Source organism: Winogradskyella luteola (assembly GCF_019203985.1).
GTDB classification, from domain to species: domain Bacteria; phylum Bacteroidota; class Bacteroidia; order Flavobacteriales; family Flavobacteriaceae; genus Winogradskyella; species Winogradskyella luteola.
The window spans coordinates 146,370-166,603 of record NZ_JAGSPD010000002.1 but is presented as its reverse complement, the minus strand read 5'-3'; the positions used below and the strand labels follow the sequence as shown (position 1 = coordinate 166,603).

10 protein-coding genes are annotated in these 20,234 nt (G+C 36.0%); 3 read left to right on the top strand and 7 right to left on the bottom strand.

Annotated elements, in window-relative coordinates:
• Positions 1-76: 76 nt before the first annotated feature.
• On the bottom strand, positions 77-640 hold the full coding sequence (locus tag KCG49_RS02875; protein ID WP_218544679.1) for a YceI family protein: 564 nt from the start codon (positions 638-640) through the stop codon (positions 77-79).
• Between the two features lie 130 nt (positions 641-770).
• Here KCG49_RS02875 and KCG49_RS02870 point away from each other — a divergent pair, with 130 nt between their 5' ends.
• Complete coding sequence (locus KCG49_RS02870) at positions 771-1,628, top strand: winged helix-turn-helix domain-containing protein (protein ID WP_218544678.1); 858 nt, start codon at positions 771-773, stop codon at positions 1,626-1,628.
• Here the strand turns inward: KCG49_RS02870 and KCG49_RS02865 are convergent.
• The 6 genes from KCG49_RS02865 to KCG49_RS02840 all read right to left on the bottom strand — a co-directional run bounded on the left by KCG49_RS02865 (position 1,616) and on the right by KCG49_RS02840 (position 17,178).
• Entirely contained in the window at positions 1,616-2,605 is a 990-nt protein-coding gene (locus KCG49_RS02865; protein ID WP_218544888.1) for a PorP/SprF family type IX secretion system membrane protein, read from the bottom strand. The two genes, KCG49_RS02870 and KCG49_RS02865, sit on opposite strands and share 13 nt — an antisense overlap.
• A 31-nt stretch (positions 2,606-2,636) precedes the next feature.
• Positions 2,637-10,859 carry a T9SS type B sorting domain-containing protein gene (locus tag KCG49_RS02860; RefSeq protein ID WP_218544677.1) on the bottom strand — a complete coding sequence of 2,741 codons (8,223 nt, stop codon included), beginning with the start codon at positions 10,857-10,859 and terminating at the stop codon, positions 2,637-2,639.
• Positions 10,860-10,928: 69 nt separating this feature from the next.
• Complete coding sequence (locus tag KCG49_RS02855) at positions 10,929-13,553, bottom strand: PorP/SprF family type IX secretion system membrane protein (protein WP_218544676.1); 2,625 nt, start codon at positions 13,551-13,553, stop codon at positions 10,929-10,931.
• 1 nt (position 13,554) lies between these two features.
• Positions 13,555-15,021 (bottom strand): T9SS type B sorting domain-containing protein, encoded by a 1,467-nt coding sequence (locus KCG49_RS02850; protein WP_218544675.1) that lies wholly within the window; start codon positions 15,019-15,021, stop codon positions 13,555-13,557.
• A 90-nt stretch (positions 15,022-15,111) separates the two neighbouring features.
• Positions 15,112-16,437, bottom strand: a complete 1,326-nt coding sequence (locus KCG49_RS02845; protein WP_218544674.1) for a beta-helix domain-containing protein — start codon at positions 16,435-16,437, stop codon at positions 15,112-15,114.
• A gap of 267 nt (positions 16,438-16,704) precedes the next feature.
• Positions 16,705-17,178: a hypothetical protein gene (locus KCG49_RS02840; RefSeq protein ID WP_218544673.1), complete on the bottom strand. Its 474-nt coding sequence runs from the start codon at positions 17,176-17,178 to the stop codon at positions 16,705-16,707.
• Between the two features lie 472 nt (positions 17,179-17,650).
• On the opposite strand from KCG49_RS02840, the gene KCG49_RS02835 reads away from it, so the two are divergent.
• On the top strand, positions 17,651-18,226 hold the full coding sequence (locus KCG49_RS02835; protein WP_218544672.1) for a hypothetical protein: 576 nt from the start codon (positions 17,651-17,653) through the stop codon (positions 18,224-18,226).
• A gap of 184 nt (positions 18,227-18,410) precedes the next feature.
• Positions 18,411-20,150, top strand: a complete 1,740-nt coding sequence (locus KCG49_RS02830; RefSeq protein ID WP_218544671.1) for a patatin-like phospholipase family protein — start codon at positions 18,411-18,413, stop codon at positions 20,148-20,150.
• Positions 20,151-20,234: the final 84 nt, after the last annotated feature.

The window sequence follows — 20,234 nt, the reverse complement described above, 5'->3', positions numbered from 1 at the left end:
GCAAATCCTCATTTTGTTAAAAAAAATAGCACTACATGATTGGTAGTGCTATTAAAATAAGTAATCGCTTAAAGTACTATATGCTTAGTACGACTTCAAATCCAATACCATCTGCAATGGCTCCATCTCGTAATTTACTATTGTAGTCAATGCCCCAACGTTGTCTGTCGATTTTAAACTTTGTCATCAACTGTTGTTTTTCGTAATCGATTTCAGCTCGGAAGTTAACAGGTAAAGTAACCTCTTTTATGGTAAGATCTGCAAAAACCTTCATATTGTTGTTATCTTGATACTCTACCTTTGTAATTGTGAGTTTTGCTGTTGGAAATTTATCAACAGCAAAAAAATCTTCATTTTTTAAATGATCGACGAGACTAGCGTTACCATCTTCATCATCAATATCTAGACAAATTATGGAATTCATATCAATGATGAATTCTCCTCCAGAAATTACATCATCTGTCTTTTCAAAAAAACCTTCCTTAAAGCTTATAGTGCCGTTATGGCCACCAAAATAGAACGAATATTCTCCGGACCATTTAATTTCACTTTTCGAAGTGTCTATTTTAAGTTTTTCTTGTGCATTGGTAAATACTACAGAAGCAATAGTAAATACAATAAATAATGTCAATTTTTTCATGATATATAATTTTTGATTAAATAAGGTGATAAAACTAGACTTGACGAGTTTAAAGAATGTCAAAAAAGTGCAAAAGAAGTGTCAAAGCCTTGCAAAATTCAATCAAAATAGCTGTTCTTTGTGCAACGATATGAAGTATAGATGCACCATTAAATTTCTGATAATTATTCTTTTTGCTGGCTTAGTATCATGTGATACTGAGCAAAGCAATTTCTCTGAACGTACAAAAATTGCCTTACGAGATGCTGGTAATAAGCTGTTATTGAGCCAAAGGGATTCTACATCCTTGATCTTACCTGTGAAGGAATTAGATTTTAATAAATTTAGGCTTACATTCAATCATCCGCTAGCTATAAATCCTGATCATCTCGTTACTTATGTAGATGCAAGTCTAAGGACTTTAAAGCTTCCAGAACATTATATAGTTGAGGTTGTGCAATGTAAAGACCGTGAGGTTGCTTATAGCTATCGAATGAGTGAAGTTTTAGAAAATACCATTGTACCTTGTATCGGTAGATATTTGCCAGAGGCATGTTATGAGATTGAGATATTTTTTGACAAAAATGAAAAGCCAAATTCTGAATCACGCTTCTTAACATGGTTTATCATTGGTATTTCATTGTTATTTCTACTGTTTTTAGGCTATAAAATAAAACTGAAAACAAAGACAAATGAAGTTTCCGAAAACTATGAAGCTATTGGTAGTTTCAAGTTTTATCCTGAACAGAATAAGTTGATTGAAGAAGCTGAAGAAATAGCCTTGTCTAAAAAGGAATGTGAGCTCTTGGCACTTTTTGTTGAACGACCTAATGAGGTTATAAAACGAGACGAGCTTACCAAAAAAGTTTGGGAAGACAATGGTGTTTTTGTTGGCAGAAGCTTAGACACCTATATCTCTAAATTGCGTAAAAAACTACATGCAGATACTTCTGTAAAGCTTATCAATATTCATGGGGTTGGGTATAAACTAGAGATTTATAACCTATAATAACTTTGGCTGGTTCCTTTTGTACAAGGACAATTACTGGCACTTTGCAATAAGTTGAGACCAATGGTAACGACATGTGTACCAGAATTGAAACCAGACAAATCGTTTAAGGTCAATTGGTATGAATAGGCGAAATACAGTTTATTGTGCAATATACCTGCCATCGGACCTAAATTCAAAGGATTAAAAAACTGGTCATTTAAAAAACGGTATGATGCTCCAATCCAATAGTAATCACCATTCCTGTTAAACTTTCTGTACTTAAAATTTAGATCTGTTGCAGAACGGTCATCACTATCAAAAAACTGAAAGAAAACTGAAGGCTCAAATTCTACATCCTTATTGTTCTTTGGGCTAAATACATAACCTGTATAAATCTGGTAGTTTAATAGAAGTGAAGGTTCTATACCACCTGTAAAATCAGCAATATCCTTAGATACTAAATTATTGGCATTAAAACTTAAATAATATTTATTCCATCTGTAGAGTATACCAGCATCGAAGTTATTGTTGTTAACTGCTCTATCCCCATTAATTGCAGGATCTAGAATTGGGATTTCATAAGTGGTATTAAAGTTTTCTATGTCTATTCTAAAATTATTAATGTTATAGGATAGTCCTAGGGATAAATACTGTTTGGACTTCCAATCTAAAATTAAGTGATGTGCAAATGATAACTTTAAACCTTTCTGGCGTGTGTTTCCATTTTTGTCATTATAAGCCGAAACACCAATACCAGATCGGTTAGAAATTCTAAAATCGGCATAAATGGATTGATTATCTGGTGCGTTCTTAATACCAACCCACTGGGTCAATCCATTTGCTCTAATTTTTAAGTTGTCGCCAATACCAGCAAAGGTAGGTGAGACCACAAAATCATTATCTGCCAGATACTGTGTCCAAACTGGTAAATTCAACTCCTGACTGTAGCTTTGTGTCACAGCTAGAAATAATATATATAGAATAATCTTTTTCATCATGGTTAGGGTTTAGTTTATTCAATTTGGGCTATCTGTATAGTGTAAAATGTCCGACAAACTCTTTGTTATAATTTGAATCATTGGTCTTTACAACAAACCAATAGTCACCTGTTGGCAATTCTTGGCCGTTATATCTGCCATCCCAAACTTCTCCAACACGGTATGTAGCCACTTTACGTCCGTAGCGATCAAAAATATCGAAGGTGAGGTTAGGGTAATTTTCTACACAACCAGGTGCCCAAGTATCGTATTCACCATCACCATTTGGTGTAAACCAATTTGGTATACATGGGCCAACAAACTCTAGCTCTATCTGTGCTTCGGCAATACAACCAGCACTATCGGTTACGGTTACTACATACAATCCGGTTTCTGTAATGATATAGTTGCTTACATTGCCATAGTTTTCGCCATTCATAGTGAATTCATATACGCCGGTACCACCAGAAGCATTAGCTATAATTTCATTAAGGTCTCCTTCAGTAAGTGTTAGGGTTATTGGTTCATAGCCATCAATGTCGAATAATTCTGTTCGCTGAATACAACCATTGGTATGTCTAACATCTATATAATGGCCTGTGCCTACAGGTACGTTTTCAAATACGTTACTAAGTTGATACGCACTGCCATCTAATGAATAATCAAACTGTGATAAATCTGTGTTGGACTCATCGATAGTTACCGTAACAATATTAGTTTGCGAGTTGTTTTCGCAGATATATTCGATTTCAACCTCTGGATTTATTACCACAGGTTCTGGGAACGTAATATTCCATTCAGACTCACAATCTTCAGCATCTCTAACATATACAATATGGTCACCACCCTCAAGGTTTGTAAAATCGAATACAGTTTGATTAGCGCCACCAGTAGTATATGGACCATCGTAACTATCTAGACTCACGCTATAGGGCAAGTTACCTCCTGAAATATCAATACTAAATTCACCATTACCGTCATTCTCGCATAGTTCTGGGAAGAATGAATCTGGTACAATTGTTAAAATAACAGGTTCTTGATCTAGTATAGTAAAGTTGAATGTTAGATAGCAACCCAGTTCATCTTGTACAATAAGATCATAATCACCAGGTGCTAAGTCTTCAAATATGTTAGTCTCAAAAAACTGATTCAACTGTGGGGAAATCGCATACTTAACAATACCTGTTCCGCCAGTAGCTGTAATTTCAACAGAGCCATTCTCATTTCCAGCACAAGTCACATCACTTACTGCTATGGTTGCATCTAATGGTGCTATTGGTTCCGTAATTGTTATTGGTGCAGAAGCTGTATCACAATCGCCACTTTCTACCATAACAATATAAGTACCAGCTAGAAGCTCAGTAAAGTAGCCAGGAGTATTTTGAGTTGCAGGAATTGTAGTTCCCGAACCATCTTGTAGGGTATAATTATAATTCCCCAATCCACCTTGTGCCGTAGCTAAGATTACCCCTGTATTGTCACCGGCACAATTAATAGTCGGACTGGTAGATTCTAAATTAATTACTAACTCAGGCAGTGGATCGACAGCAATATCGTTTGATGCATTAGAAATACAGCCATTGGCATCTCTGACGTAATATGTATATGTTCCTTCTGGAACTGAAAATGTTATGGATGATGCAAAATTTCCTAAAACACTTGCAAATGTACTTGAGTCACTGTATTCATAAGGTCCTGTTCCGCCAGAGGCGCTAAGTGTTAATGTAGATTCCGTTAAACAGGTTTGCGTTGTAGCTCTTACTAAATTAACATCAAGTGGAGTAGGATTGGCAATCACTATATCCAACGACGTCATTTCACAATCAAATCCATCAGTTATTGTAACAGAGTATGTTCCTGCACCTAAATCGTTAAACACATTAGATAGTTGAGGGCCAGATGAGCTTACCACTGGGGCAATCGTATTTAATGTATATACATAGTTAGAACCTTGTCCACCTGAAACCATATTAACAGTAATAGTTGCATCTTGATCTCCAAAACACGCTAACACAGTTGTGCTTGGTGTAAATGTCGCGGTAATTGGATTAGGCTCATCTAAGGTTATCGTTTCTGAAGTAATACAACCTTCAGTATCTCTTACGTTGACTGTATAAGTTCCTGCAGACAAATCTGTAAAAGTGTTATTTGTAGAATAGGCCGCTGTAGCATCTCCAGTTAATTCAAATTCATAACCTCCCCAACCGCCTTCGGCAATAGCAGTGATTGTTCCTTGGCTATTATCGCAAGTCACATTAGACGTTTCAGATAAGATTAGTGTCAATGCTTCTTGAGGTGAAGAAATTATAATGTTTGATGTATTTGAACAAAATGGAAATTCAGTTTCAGTAATTAAAACTGAGAATGTACCAGCTTCCATACCTGTTACAGTTAATGGGTTTGTAGATGTATTGGCATTGACAATACCAGTTACTGACGCTCCCAAATTATCAAACACTTCATAAGTATAAGATCCCGTATAATTTGTTATATTAATATCGAAAGCACCTGTGTTGTCACCAAAGCATGTTACTAATGTTGATGATAATGTAAATAATGGAAGTGTTGCTTCCGGTACAGATATAGTAACATCTGCTGTACAGGATGTTACGGTATCGGTAATTGTAACTGTATAAATTCCTGATGGTACTCCTGAAAATACAGTTCCACTTAAGCTCATTGAAGCAGGATTTGGTGCAATGCTATAGGTGTAAGAACCAGAACCTCCAGAGCCTGTTACTGTAATTTCTCCGTCGTCATTGTTACATGATGGCAGGGCTGTAGCATCAGCTATTACATCTATTGGGGCATTAATATCAACAGAAATTAAATTTCCACAACCATTCGCATCTTGAATCTCAATAGTATGCGTACCAGCAAATAGATTTGAAATCGTAAATGGTACTAATTGTGTTTGAAAAGCACCACCATCAATACTAAAACTATATGGTGCAGTACTCGGTGTGTCTAATGTAATATCAATTTCGTAGTTACCGTCAGTGATCTCACACGGATTGTTGACTACAGCGGAAATAACAGGTGAGTCATCCAAATCCACTACCACAACTGGGCTTGTAACAATACAGCCAAAAGCATCTAAGACATGAATATAATAACTGCCGGCATCTACATTGAATATACTTGCAGTATCCCATGCAGCATCAGTTACTAATGGAGTTGCAGGAGTTGTTGTAATTTGGTATTCATAAGGCGCAGTACCATTTTGACCAATAGCACTAATAACTCCTGAATTTGGATTACAATTTGCATTTTGATCTACAGAGACCGTCAAATCTAGTGCTACAGGTGACTCTAAAATCTCGAAAATTTGAGATGCTGATTCACATCCATTAAAAGACCCTGTACCATTTTCGGTAAATACAATGTAATATTGCCCAGGTTGAAGTGTTCCTGGATTTGGTGTTGTTACCGTTTCTGGAACTCCAAAAGTTACAGGTAAATTGGTTGGGCCATCCACTAATTGGTTATCAAATGCGGAATAGATAGCATAATCTACCGATGTAGTAGTGCTATCGAAGTTGTTAATAGTAAAGGTTACACTTCCGTCATCGGCACCCAAACAAGACACGTTGTTTGGATCTACAATAGATGTTAATGTCGAAGCAGGATCTATAGCCGCATCAGCAGACTTTACGTAATAACAATCTGTTACCAAATCATGTACGACAAAGGTGTATATCACGCCAGGTACAAGATTGGTGAACGTTCTTACATTACCTCCTGGTGTATCTGGCGGAAGATATGTTGATGTATAAGGAATGGTGTTGAATTCTAAAATTCCGAATTCATAACTACCACTACCAACGGCCGATATTGCTGTAACCTCTGCTGTACCACCTACAGTACAGTCTGGGACAGCAATATTGACATTGATATCTAAATCTGATGGAGGAGACGCTATTGTAATTTGCTGCGATAAGCTACATCCATTAGCATCAACAACGTTAATTGTATATATACCAAAATTGATAATATTAAAGGTATGGTCTTCATTTGATACTGCATTATAAGGATTACCTACAATAACATCGCCAAAATTATTCGAAATGAAATACGTAAATGGTACTGTGCCTCCTGAAACATTTTCAACAGTAATTGAACCTAATGAAGAACCTCCAGGGTTGTTACATGTAATATCTACTTTGCTTAAATCAAATGTAATTGGATCAGGCTGAGAAATTGTAATGGTTTCCGTTGTAGAACACGAATTGGCATCAGTTATAGTTATTGTATATGTTCCTGCGGGTAAACTTGAAGTTTGCGTACCATAATCCGTACCTGTGGTATTGTTAGTTACATTTATTGTAAATGGAGGAGTACCAACCGTATCGTCAATAGTTATATCTATTGCCCCATTAGCATCACCATTACATAAAATAGGCTGACTTTCTATAACGGTACTAAACGCAGGGGGCGCAATAGGGTTAACAGTTATTACAGATGATTCTGCTGTACAGCCATTTGAATCTGTAATTTGAAATTGATATGTGCCTGCAGTTGAGGTATTATACGTAAACGTAGCTGAAGTAGCACCTAATGATGAATAAGCCCCACCATTAATGGATACTGCATAGGTATAGGGTGCAGTACCTGTTATGGTACCTGTAAATTCGGCATCTGGTGTTGCCGTACAATCCAATCCTTCTGTTAATACTACATTTACTGTTGGAGTTGGAATTGGGTTTATTGTATAAGATTCACTATAAATACAATCATTTTCATCTCTTACTTGAAACGTATAGGTATCCGGAACTAACCCTGTAAATACATTAGATGTTTGGTATGGTGTTGCAGCTGAAGCTGGAGCAATAATCTGATATTCTATTGTACCTGTGCCTCCAACTACATTAGATATTGTCACATCGCTCGTCAATGCAGGACAAGTAATCGCTGTACTTGTAAACTCTAAATCTGATGGAGGATTTAAAGCTTCTATAACAATTTCGTTTGTGACAGCAGTACAATCATTGTCATCTCTGATAGTGATTGTATATGTACCTTGTGTTAAATCAGTAAACGTATTACCTGGCTGAAATGTTGTACCATCAATACTATATTCGTAAGGTGGATTGCCACCAATAACATTAATTACCGTAATCGTTCCATTGGTATTACAGGTAAAAGGAGCAGATAATTCGGCAGTTCCTGAAATAGCAGTGTTTTCAATAATTGTAACCGTTTGGGGATTGGTTGTACAAACTGATGCTCCTAATGTATATTGTAAAACCACATCATAATCTCCTGCTGTAAGTCCCGTAAATACATTTGAGTTGGTGTATGTGGATCCGCCATCAATACTGTATTCAATAGTGTTTCCGTTTGCATTGGTTACGTTAATTGTAATTGTACCCGTATCGCCAGTGCCACCACATAAAATATCCGTTGAGGTAATATTAAATTCTGGTTCAGGAATATCGTCTACGGTAATTGTTGTACTTGCGCTACAGTTGTTAGAATCTAAAACGGTTATATCAAATGTACCTGGCGCAGTAACCAAGATTTCTGGCACTGTTTGAAAATCTGTAGAACCGTTTATAAAATAAAAGTAGGGTGGAGTACCACCTTCTGGGTAAATAGTAATCTCCCCATCAGTACAGTTTAAAGGTATGGTTAAAGCTGCATTGACAGTTAGTAATGGTGGTTCAACTATAGTTATATCTTCAGAATATAAGCATCCATTTTCAGTTTCTACAGTTGCAGTATATGTTCCCGTATTTAAATTTTCAAAAATATAAGTGTTGTCTACAATTGGCCCGACGGCATTAACCAAAGTTCCACCTTCGCTAAGTGTAAATGTGTATTGCGGATCTACATCATTTGCTGCCAATTGAATACTTCCTTTATCACCAAAACACAAAGGCTGCGAAACCGTAGATGTTACTGTAAAGTCTCTATCTCTAATTAAAACATCAGGAACCGAGAAAATACACGGATTTGTTGGTACGCCAATTTGTCTTACAAACACGGAATATGTTCCTGGAGTTGTAACCGTAAATATATTACTTGTTTGGTAGTTTGTACCATCAATACTATATTCATAGCCTGATGGCACATCATTTACCGTAATGCTACCATTTGTTGTACAAATAATATCTGTTGCAACAACAGTTGGTACCAGTAGATTTTGGTAAACATTAAAATAGAATCTGTTAAAGCATCCGCCCGGATAGTTTATAGTTATTCTGAATTGGCCAGAGGTATCCGCCAAAAAATCAGATCCTGTTGTAACTTCATTCCAAACACAAGTATCATCTTCATTTGCACAATCTGGGTCAGAAACTGCCGCACAACTAGATTCGTCCAATTGCTCCCATATAATGGATATGCTATTGGCAATATTCGTTTCTATCAGTCTTGAATCATTAGCACCACATAAAAATATATTTGGCAATAGTTTTCCATCATTAGGGCAAGTGACAACTTCATCAGCATAGGGTATCACAGGATTCTCTACGTCACCACCAAAAAGCTCTACTTGGTATTGCTGTTCAATAGATTGACACGGAGCAATGGCATTGTTGAATGAGTAATACGTCCCAGTAGCATCAACTGTTATGGTTTGTGTGTTGCCTATTACTGGTGTTCCTGTCGGACTTGTTGACCAAGTATAAGAATCGTAACCATCTGCCGCAGTTAATTCAACTGTATCGCCACAGAGTATAATTTCCTCAATAAACTCACAATCCAAATCAGCTAAAAAGTTAGTAGCCTGTGGAGTAAACAAACAACCTGTATTACTATTTAAACTTGGGTCATCAGTGATTTGAAATGTAGGATTGAAAAAACCACTATAAGTAGCATAAGCCTGATTATTTATGATATTTGAGCATGCATCTGCTAATTCTCCGCAGGTATCAACGACTTGTACTTCAATTCTTATTTCGTATACCGGATCATTTTCTTCAACAAGAGAATTGTCGATGTCAAAAATAAGCTCGCGAGTTAAGGGATCATAACTATTTACTGTAACTCCGGGAGGTAATATTAGATCCGAAGGGTAATCAAAAATTATGTTTATTGGTAAAATATCTCTTATTTGAAAACTGGTAGCATTATCATTTCCTGTATTCTGAAAACCAATTACATAGTTTAACGCAGCTCCTAAATCTACAGTCTCACCTCCTATATTATTTCCCAAATCATCCTCTACAATTTTGGTAAGTACAATATTTGGTTCTATAATTTCCACAGCAAAAGCAAAGAAATAGGGGAAGTAAGTGTCACCACTGGTTTCTAATCTAATGGTGCCAGATGTAGCATCATTGGCAATAACCGAATTTCCTGGGTTGGGGATTGTAATAGTACCTGTATCAAACCCTAAAGTATTAGTACTGTTGGGGACTCTGTTATTAACAGGAGTGGCATCTAGGCGTGTAACCGAACTATTAAAAAAGTTAGCAACAGGTCGATCTGTAGTGGATAAGCTTACACCATTTAACCTTAGGCGATCTCCCAAAATAGGACTGTCTCCCTCAAGTGTTGCAAAAGCAAAATTTGCTCTAACAGGAGCAGGAGCGGGAACAGTTCTAAAACCATCAACAGGAATATCTAAATTTGGATTGTTACCAGGAACACTAATAGCACTAAAACCATCAAAACTTGTTATAGACTTTCCGGGAAGTGTAGGGTCTTCATATACAATAAAAAGAGACCATCCTGCAGATTGCCCTGTACCATTATAAGGATCGAAATTTGCTGTTTCCCCTAAACCAGAAGATACATTTGCGACTGTGTAAGTTCCTAGATCTGCACCAGAACCAAAACTCGTCACAATATTTGTTACATCGGCAAAGCAAGCATAAGAAAAACTATCGCCACCATCTACTGTAGTACCATCTGCATCGTATATTATGGTTCCAGTAATATCATTATAGCCACCAGATGGACCTCTTAACTTTACTTCAGTAATAGGTTCGTCTCCGGGATTTACGGCTCCCCAATATAAGCCTGCATAAATAATTCGGTAGCAATTTGGGTTGGAAATTTCTAAATCAGCGCTAGAAGAACTGAATGTGGTAGGATCTGCATCAATATCAATATATTGCATATTGACATTATGATTGTAAACGGTTCCGTCGTTAAAGGCATTGTTATCTGGGCCAAGAATGTTATTACCTATTAACACAATATCTCCTTTTAGATCCTGATTGAATCTTGGAGTGAATGGTACATAATTTTGCGCAGATGATACTAGACCAATACATATCATCAATGCAATAGTTAGAACTCTTGAAAAAGTAGGTTTTTTCATGATGTTTTGATTTACTTCCGCACTATGTCTTGTGGGGCAATGACATAGTGAAGAACGGCTTAACTTATTTTAATTTTCTATTTTCACGAGGGTCATGTTTACGTTATAAGGTTTGTCTCCTTTAGTTTCCATAATCTTATTTGCAGCATTAATACTGTCAAATTTGTTATAGTATATATAGTACTTACTGGTATTAACATCGTAGAAAAAATCTACATCTACACGTCCAGAAGCTACTACTTTGGTCACAAAATCATTTCGTTTCTTAATATCACTATGTACTGCAATAATTAGATAGTACCCACTTTCGGCATTCTTTACATTCTTTAAGATTTTAATATTATCATTTTGCTTTTCTCCGAAATCAAAATCTTCTGATGTATATGGAGTATCTGCAGGTCTTGTGGTACGTTTTATATTTTGCAACATAGCTCTATCTTGAGCGTATCTATCATCTTCGTTATTGTAAGCAGCACGCTTAATGCGCCTTCTTTTTTCGAATTCTGTGGCAACCCTAATGGCTTCTAGCTTAACTTCGAGATCTTCTTTTACTTTAATACTCTTAACCTGTTCTTCTGTAAGACGCTTAATTTTTTTCTTGTAGAAAAGGTTAACTTCATCAAGTTCTGTCGTTTTGATCCTGGTTCGTTGTTCGTACAATGATTTAAGCTCATCTATTTTTTCACTTCTTTCTTCAATAATATCATCTAAATCAGCTTTTATGGCATTTAACTTATTGTTTTCTGCCGTTACACTCTTAAATGGTCTAGGCTGAACCTTAACACCTTGTTCGCTAAGATCATTTTCTTCTTTTAAGTCTTTAAGATCTTTATTCTTAATTTCTACGATATCATCGAACTCTTTCAGTAATTCTTTTTGTTTAGTTTCTGTGCTATCCGCTTCTTTAGTAAGTTCTAGCATCGTCTTCCCTAATTCATCTTTAGGGTTTTCTATCAGTTCTTCTTTTGCTTTAGCATCATCTTTTGCCTTTTGTTCGGCGAGTAGTCTTGCGTTTTCCGCTGCTGCATCTTGCGCTTGTTTTTCTGCCAATTGTCTAGCTTCAGCTTCCTCACGTGCTTTTTGTTCAGCTAATTCCTTAGCTTTAGCTTCGGCTTCATCTTTAACCTTTTGCTCTGCAAGTAATTTTGCTTTTTCTTTGGCAGCTTCTCGTGCTTGTTCTTCTGCTAAAGCCTTTGCCTCAGCCTCTTCCTTGGCTTTTTGTTCTGCCAATTGTATTGCGCGTACTGCAGCTTCTTCCTTAGCTTTTTGATTGGCAAGTAACTGGGCTTTTGCTACAGCCTCTTCTTTTGCTAACTTCTCTGCTAAAGCCTTAGCCTTTGCTTCGGCTTCTTGTTTAGCCTTCTGTTCAGCTAATCGTTTCGCTTCAGCTTCTGCTTCGTCTTTTGCTTTTTTCTCAGCCAGTAATCTAGCTCTGTTCGCTGCTTTTTCTTTTGCTTCCGCTTCCGCTTTTTCCTTAGCTTCTTGCTCGGCTATGAGTTTTGCCTCAGCTTCCGCTTCTTTTCTAGCGCGTTCTTCAGCCAATTGTTTGACTTTAGCTTCGGCTTCTTGTTGTGCTTTTTCTTTTGCCTCGGCAAGTGCATTGGCTTCTGCCTCTTTTTGAGCTTTAAGCGCTGCTTCTTTATCTAACTCTGCTTGAGCTCTTCGTTCTGCGGCACGTTCCCTTATACCAGCAAGTTCTTCATCTGAAGCTTTAACAATAGGCTTTTTTCTTTTTTTTGTGAACAGTCCACTTACTTTTTCGTCTCCGCTATAGTCATATTTTTTTCTAGTGATAAATCGGTATGCCAATGTGATTTCGTGAGATGGTCCAAACTCAACCATTTCTCCTATAGCCTTTTCTACATTATATTCTAAAGCAATATTTTTTGTGATGTTTAATCCTAATCCACCTGAAACACCAAACCGACTATTATAACCAATTTGCAACCAAATTCCTCTTGGTACATTAAGTGAAGCCAATCCAGAAACAATGGTTTCATCTTCTCTAAACTCAGACATTAGTAATCCTGAAAATTTAGTTTTTTCAAAAAAACCTTGGCCATTAAAAAAACCTGTATGCATAACGTGTGCTTGAATACTTTGTCTTGGATCATCTTGAATCATTTCAGAAGTTTCAAAATTATAGAGCACAAGGTTGTTTATAGATACACCAAAATCGAGAAATCTTGTTCCGTAGTTTATCCCTGGGTTTACGGTTAATAAAAAGTTCTCTGGCACATTCTGTAATGAAGGGTCATCAAAATTTGTAACCACATTAGAGGTGTTGACACCACTCTTATAAGCACCAACATTAAGTCCAAAAGTAAGGTTGTTATCTTGTCTAAGTTTTACATTGTAGGCGAAATTTAGTAAACCGCCAAATGTTGTTAAGACTCCATAATTTTGTTGAAAAGCAGCCACACCAGCCCCAATATTTTCAGAAAAGCGTCCAGAAAAACTACCCACAAATGTTTCTGGCGCATTATCGAATTGTACCCATTCACGTTTATTATTAAAACTGATATATTTTTGTTGCTCTCTAACGAAAGTGAATGTTGGATTTATGGCAAAACGGTTAAAAACCAGAGAATTTCGTATTGGTAAATCAAAAGAAACCACACCATCATCTTCCTGCGACCAGACAAGCTGTATCGAGAAGCATAAAAATATGATGATAAGGAGGAGTGTTTTCATCTTATTTAATAATGGTTATTGATCCTTTTTTGGTTTTGCCATCTGAAGTAGTGATAATGTAATAAAACAGCTGGTTGACGCTAGTAAGGTTTAAATCGTCCTCTGGCCAGTTATTTTGATAATCCATAGTTTGAAAAACGACTTTTCCTTGCTCGTTTAGAATTACAATTTCTGTATTGGTACCGATTGTGTATTTTAAGGGTAGAACCCATGTGTCATTGGTAAAATCCCCATTTGGGCTAATAACATTTGGAATTTTGTCTACATCTGGAAAAGGATCTATACCTTGTTCAATTGAAAATTGGTAAGATCTTGAACCTTCACAACCTGTTGTTTCTGTAATAATAACTTCGTAATCACCAAATTCGACGGCATCAAAGGTATCACCAGTTACATCGATCATCAATTGGCCATTGTAAAACCAATTAAATTCTGGATTAATAGCCGTTGTGGTTACTATGACGTTTAATGTCTCACCTTCGAGCATGTTGTTGTTTTCACCAACATTGATGCTACTTTCAAAAAGCTCGCTTACCAGTTCTATAGAGCCAGAAGCAGAACAATCACCTAAATCTACAATAACGGAAAATGTACCAGACTCATCAGTTTGATACATTTGGTTGGTAGCATCTGGTATTTCATTTCCGTCCTTAAACCATTGGTAACTGTTACCGCCAATGGTGTTAAGCGTTGTTAAACCTTGCTCAGGACAATAGGGATTCCCTAAGCTTGAGAAAATTGTAGCATCGGCTTCTCCCGAAGCACTGGCCTCGCTTATCGTAACACGATTAGAAAATGAGCTCGATGTACAACTGCCATAATTTGTTTCAACAAAAAAAGTACCTTCTTCACTAACGGATAGAGTAGTGCCCTCAGCAACAAATACTGATGTTGTTGGGCCAGTTTCCCTATACCAATTGAATGTAAGCGAAGGGTAATTGAGCGGCGAATCATTATTGCCAGTCCCAGGATTATCTATAGTAAGTAAGTAACTTCCACCGATACAATAAGCCCCTGTAGATACCAGATTATTTATTGTAAATGGGGAATCCTGTAATTTATAGTAAGCAGCAAATGCAGCTGATGGCGAACTGGTCGCAGCAGGAGAACTGCTTTTAATACGAATTCTATAATTTTCGCCTGCAGTAGTTTCAGGAATTGAAAAGTTCAACGTGGCTGGTGAGCTTGTTACCGAACCAGGTGATGATGTATATATTATTGTTGAGTTTAAAAAATCTCCGTCAGCATCAGATAATTCTACAGAGAAAACATTAGTGGCATTTATTGCAGATTCTGGTGTAAATATAAATGATGTACTATAAGAATTGAAAGAATCACTTGCGCATGCTTGACTAAAACCAAGGTTAGGGGCACCAATAACCAACTGTGCATTCGCCCGATATTGCAAGGCAAAAGCCATGAGATAAATTCCAATAAGAATTATTTTTGGTTTAGTTAGGGTGAACATTTTATATGAATTGTAATTATTTAATCTATAAGCCTTTGGATATTTCTATTTTAATAAATAAATTAAATTTTTTGTTGTTGTGTATTAAACTTAATCGTCATTGTCATCATCATCGTCTATAAAATCATTAGATGCAATAATTCTATTTACCTGTAATCTAAAATCTGGATTTCTTGTACTTTTAGCATCAATAAACGTTTCGGCATCTGAGCCTCTAGAATATAAATTATCGAATGCTCTACTTCCGTACCAGCTTTCTAAATCATCGTTATTGGTGTGGCCACTTCTGTAAATATTTCCTTTGCAGTTGTTAAAATATGTTCTTGTAAATCGTATTTTTTCTAGATTTTCATTATTCAGAACAATTTCATTATCTAAAATTACTGCTGGATAAAAACCAGAAATCACACTTTTATTTATTGAAAAAGAAGTGTCTGCGCCAATGTATATAGCTTCTTGGACTAAGCCCACCTTTATATCTGACTTTATATCTTCAGAAATATTTACCAGTGTTAAATTCTCTGCATTTACAAACGTTTGCTTTTTAGTCGTGTCTGCTTCTTCCTTTATTTCATAAGATTTAACAACGAGGCAACGTGAGCCATCAGCACTAGAAATATATGGTGATCTTACAGCAAGTGAATTAATCAACTGGCACTGTGTACCATAATTGAACTCATAATCATTCCTGCTTGATCTATATGAAATTACACGTTCTAAAATCGGCGTTCCGCCTAAGATGTTAAATGAATTACCTGCGCAGTAGCTAACCATTACATTTTCAACTATGGTTTTATTACCTACACCGGCCAGTGTAAGACCATTGAAGTAGCCATAGCCTTTGGTTCTTTTGCCAGCAAATTCAATTCGAAGGTATCTTAAGATCCCTGAATCATTTTCAACATTATCGCCACCATAAGCAATACTTTCGGTGGACGATGATTTTAATCCGTAATTTAATGCAGATACTTGTCCAAAGATATTTAATGGTGCATCACCTAAAATAAACAGTCCGCCCCAATCACCTTGCTTTTTACTTCCTCTACTGGAAGTAAATACAATGGGATCGGTTTGTGTTCCTTTTGCAATGATTCTAGAACCATTGCTAATTGTAAGCGACCCTTTAGTTTTAAAGTCGCCCATAATTACTGTGCCAGGCTCTATGGTAAGTGTTGCATTATTTGTAATAAAGACATCACCTAATAGAAGATAGACATCTCTTTTTAGTAATCTGGTATCCTTAGAGATATTGCCACTTAAAATTTGCGTGGGTTCACCGTACTCGGTAGTACTTGGTTTAAATTCTGTCCAGGTATTTAACCAATTGTCGTAACCAATTATTCCTTTTTCTTGTTGAGCAAAGCAATTGCTTAGCACCAACAAGATTATAAGAGCGGTTTGAATAAGATTTTTCATAGTAGTTAATTCAATTATTTCAGGTTAAAAAATAGTTAGGTCTATGAGTATCAAACATAGGGATTCAACCTATGAAACACAAAAAATATCGACGAAATACATAATTTATTACAATAAAAATTATTTTTCCTACAAAATAAATATTTTTTAGCCCAAATTTTGCAGGTGTAATTAATGTACTGTAAATCAAATGCTTAACTTTAGGCAGTACTATTTAGGGTTAACCAAATGCATGGATAACTAAATATATATGCTCACAAGTCTATACTAATCCTCTTTAAAATCGTTGTAAGTGTGTAATGATTTTAATGTCGCTTCGTAGAATAAGATTGCTGCTATAAGATCGTTGGTATCAGAATACGGTAATATTTTTGTCTGAAACTCAACGGTACTATCAAAGTATTCCCCTGAAGCTTCTTTATTAGCTTCTAAAGCCTTTTTATTTTCCTTTGTTTCAGGAATCCCCAGGTTCTCCATCGTAATGCCTGGCTTAGTTGCAAAAGCAATGTTTGGAAGAATATTAACTATAACCTCAATACGTTCTATATAAAGATCTAATAGTTTCCCTTTAGTCATAGCATCTAATTGATCGCGGCTATGATATTTAGAGATGTTTACCTTACCTGTAATAATACTTTCAGAGTGGTTCTTTTTCTTTTTTACAATTTTTGTTTCTTGAGCATGCCCCATGCTCATCATTATGAAAAAAATTGCGCCAAATAAAGTAAGTTTAGTTTTCATGTTTTTGGTTTTAGATTTGGTCTAATGAAGACAAATCTATATAATTTTATATGAAAAACAACAAAATTTTAGCATTTTTCTTTAAAAAATTTTAACACTTTAAGTGCTAAAAAATTAGACAAACTGCGTAATTACTGGATTAAATGCGTATTTAATCGACGAAATACATCTTGCTATTTTTGCATTTTTTAATGGAAATTTTAACAAAATTTAGATGAAAATTTGTCCTAAAAATGAATTTCTGGATTGAGAAAAATGATTGTTCTTTCGTGAAAAATCGAATAGAACATGTATTGTGCTTAATTATGTAATCTTCAACATTACTAAATATTTTGATGTAAATGGTTAAGTTATTCGTCGAAGAATTTGGTTACTCTTTTCGTTTAGTCGTAAAAATCAGGACTTTATGAGATTTTTAAGGATTATGGGATTTTTTAGAAGAAATTTGACGGAATCCAAATCTTTTAAGCTCATGAAAAATCTTATTATAGCTTTCTGTTTAATATGTTTTTACAGTGCGATTAACCCAGTTTCTGCCCAGAACAGTCCTATACACGATAGAGATGAGGCTCTAATTAGCCATACAGACACTATTCCAGAATACAGATCTAAGACCAACAAGTTAAAATTAACAGGTATTGTTTATCAAAGTGATGGTATAACTCCTGCTAAGGATGTTATCATTTATATAGAACAAGCAGATGAAGACGGAGATTTCGATTTGAGGCGAGCAGGAGACGAACGCTATGTGTTACATAGAAGTTGGGTTAAGACGGATGCTGAAGGGAGATATACCATTCATACATTTGTGCCAGGTAACGATAGGCGTTATAATCAATTGCAACAAATATTTCCTTTGATTAAAGCACCTGCTATGCAAGAATATGAATTATATTCTTTTGTATTTGATGATGACCCGTTGTTGACTAAGCGTTGCAGAAAACGTTTGGCGAAAAAAAATCAAACGGATAGAATTCTAAAAACGAAAAAAGAAAACGGCATTCTTATAGCCCATAAAGATATTGTATTGTCTGAACCTGCTAAATAGATTTACAGACATAATAATCACAAAGCCTTGGATATGTTTTATTCAAGGTTTTTTTATGCTTATATATTTCATAAAAATTTTACCTTTAGCTATCCCTTAATAATTCCTTGTTATTGATTTTTGTTGACTGATACATTCCGATATTCAAAATAATGGTATTGGGGTAATCAATTTTTATTATATTATGAGTGACACAAAAAACACATTTCACCTTGGGTTAACTATGGCGGGAGCTGTTTCTGCCGGAGCCTACACAGCTGGGTTTATGGATTACATTCTTGAAGCTTTATCGAAATGGGAAAAGGCAAAGCAGGAAAACTCAAATCATAGCATTCCGAACCATAACGTCATCATTGATGCTATTGGTGGAGCTTCTGCAGGAGGCATGGTAAGTATGATTACCGCTTTGGCACTTACCGATGGTAATCTTAAGCCAGTTACTGAAGTTGCCCACACTAAAACCGGAAACATCCTTTATGACAGCTGGGTGTTTTTAGACGACGATGATAGTCTTTATAATGGGAGCAACAGCGGTGAAACCACTTTTAAGAAGATGTTGTCTAATTCTGATCTCGATGACAAAAAAGGAGCTCCGTCATTACTCAATTCTAAACCCATTGACAATATCGCCGAAAAGGTTTTTGAACAACTACCAGATAGTGCCAGTATAGATAATTTTCCGAGTTACATCTCTAAGGATTTACGAATATTACTGACCGTAACAAGTTTAAGACCATTGGACTATAAGGTTAAGTTAAGTCGAATTCAATCTAAGTTTCTCGATTCTACTCCTGGTCATCGTATTAGCAATCACGATATTGTTGCACATTTTAAGGTCAGCTATGATGAAACAAAAGATAAAGGAGAGTACTTGCCTTTTAGGCCATTGTCCCCAACTTTAGATGGTGCATCCAATAGAGATTTCTTAATTAAAGTGACTAAAGCTACAGGAGCGTTTCCTGTGGGATTGGCTCCTCGTTATTTTGATACTGAATTTCCTATGGACTATGTGCAAAACAACTTAAAGAAACGAAAAGCTTTTACTGCACATATGGATTTAGAGTTCGATAAGGACTTGGGCAATAGTTTTCAGTTTACTGCCGTAGATGGAGGAACGATAAATAACGAACCTTTCGATGAAGTTTTACGTTGTTTAGAGGACAATCATGGTCCAGAAGACGTTAACAATCCAAAATATGGAACCATACTTATAGACCCATTTCCAAATTTTGAAGATGAAATCATTAATCCGACACCGGATTATGAAAAAACCAGTATTATGGATATTGTGGGCAATTTGGTGCCAACGATATTAAATCAAGCTAGGAACAAACAAAGTGATACTTTTGGTTCTGGGGTATTCAAAATTATGGCCTTTCCGAGGAAACTAAAATTAGGTCAGGTTGATGAAGAAGTGGATCATCCACCATTGGCGACAGGAGGCATTGGGGGATTTGGGGGATTTTTGGACATAGAATTTAGAAAGCACGATTTCTTCTTAGGCCGTAAAAATGCCAGAAACTTTTTAAGAGGAGTGTTCTTTGCGGAGTGCAATCCGAAGGATAAGGATAATTTGTTTTATGGTGTGGACGATGCAGCCGTTGAGGCATTCAGTAGGGTAGTGGATGGAAAAACCTATATGCCCATTATACCAGATGTCAGTAAGTTAGATCCCAATGACGACCCAAACCCAACACGTTACCCTATACAAGAGTTCCCAAAGTTTGATGCCAAAGCCTTTAAAAAATTCGAAAAACCAATTAAAAATAGAGTAAAAGCCATTTTAAAAGCAGAGCTGAACTCAAAATTTTCAGGATTTTTTTGGTGGTTATCCCGTGGTCTGGTTATTGGTAAAGTATCTAGAAAACTGACCAAATGGGTTATGAACACTGTTGAAAAAGATTTGAGGAAACGTGGGATGTAGATTTCATTTGTTTTAATAATTTAATTTTTAGAGTTAAAAGTAGTCCTCTACGTCCTTTAGCTTTGTGAAATAATTAATTAAAAA

Bases quoted from the DNA above. Each gene is read 5' to 3' on its own strand.
- KCG49_RS02855 (WP_218544676.1), bottom strand. From the start codon at position 13,553: ATGAAAACACTCCTCCTTATCATCATATTTTTATGCTTCTCGATACAG.
- KCG49_RS02840 (WP_218544673.1), bottom strand. From the start codon at position 17,178: ATGAAAACTAAACTTACTTTATTTGGCGCAATTTTTTTCATAATGATG.
- KCG49_RS02865 (WP_218544888.1), bottom strand. From the start codon at position 2,605: ATGAAAAAGATTATTCTATATATATTATTTCTAGCTGTGACACAAAGC.
- KCG49_RS02870 (WP_218544678.1), top strand. From the start codon at position 771: ATGAAGTATAGATGCACCATTAAATTTCTGATAATTATTCTTTTTGCT.
- KCG49_RS02850 (WP_218544675.1), bottom strand. From the start codon at position 15,021: ATGTTCACCCTAACTAAACCAAAAATAATTCTTATTGGAATTTATCTC.
- KCG49_RS02835 (WP_218544672.1), top strand. From the start codon at position 17,651: ATGAAAAATCTTATTATAGCTTTCTGTTTAATATGTTTTTACAGTGCG.
- KCG49_RS02875 (WP_218544679.1), bottom strand. From the start codon at position 640: ATGAAAAAATTGACATTATTTATTGTATTTACTATTGCTTCTGTAGTA.
- KCG49_RS02845 (WP_218544674.1), bottom strand. From the start codon at position 16,437: ATGAAAAATCTTATTCAAACCGCTCTTATAATCTTGTTGGTGCTAAGC.
- KCG49_RS02830 (WP_218544671.1), top strand. From the start codon at position 18,411: ATGAGTGACACAAAAAACACATTTCACCTTGGGTTAACTATGGCGGGA.
- KCG49_RS02860 (WP_218544677.1), bottom strand. From the start codon at position 10,859: ATGAAAAAACCTACTTTTTCAAGAGTTCTAACTATTGCATTGATGATA.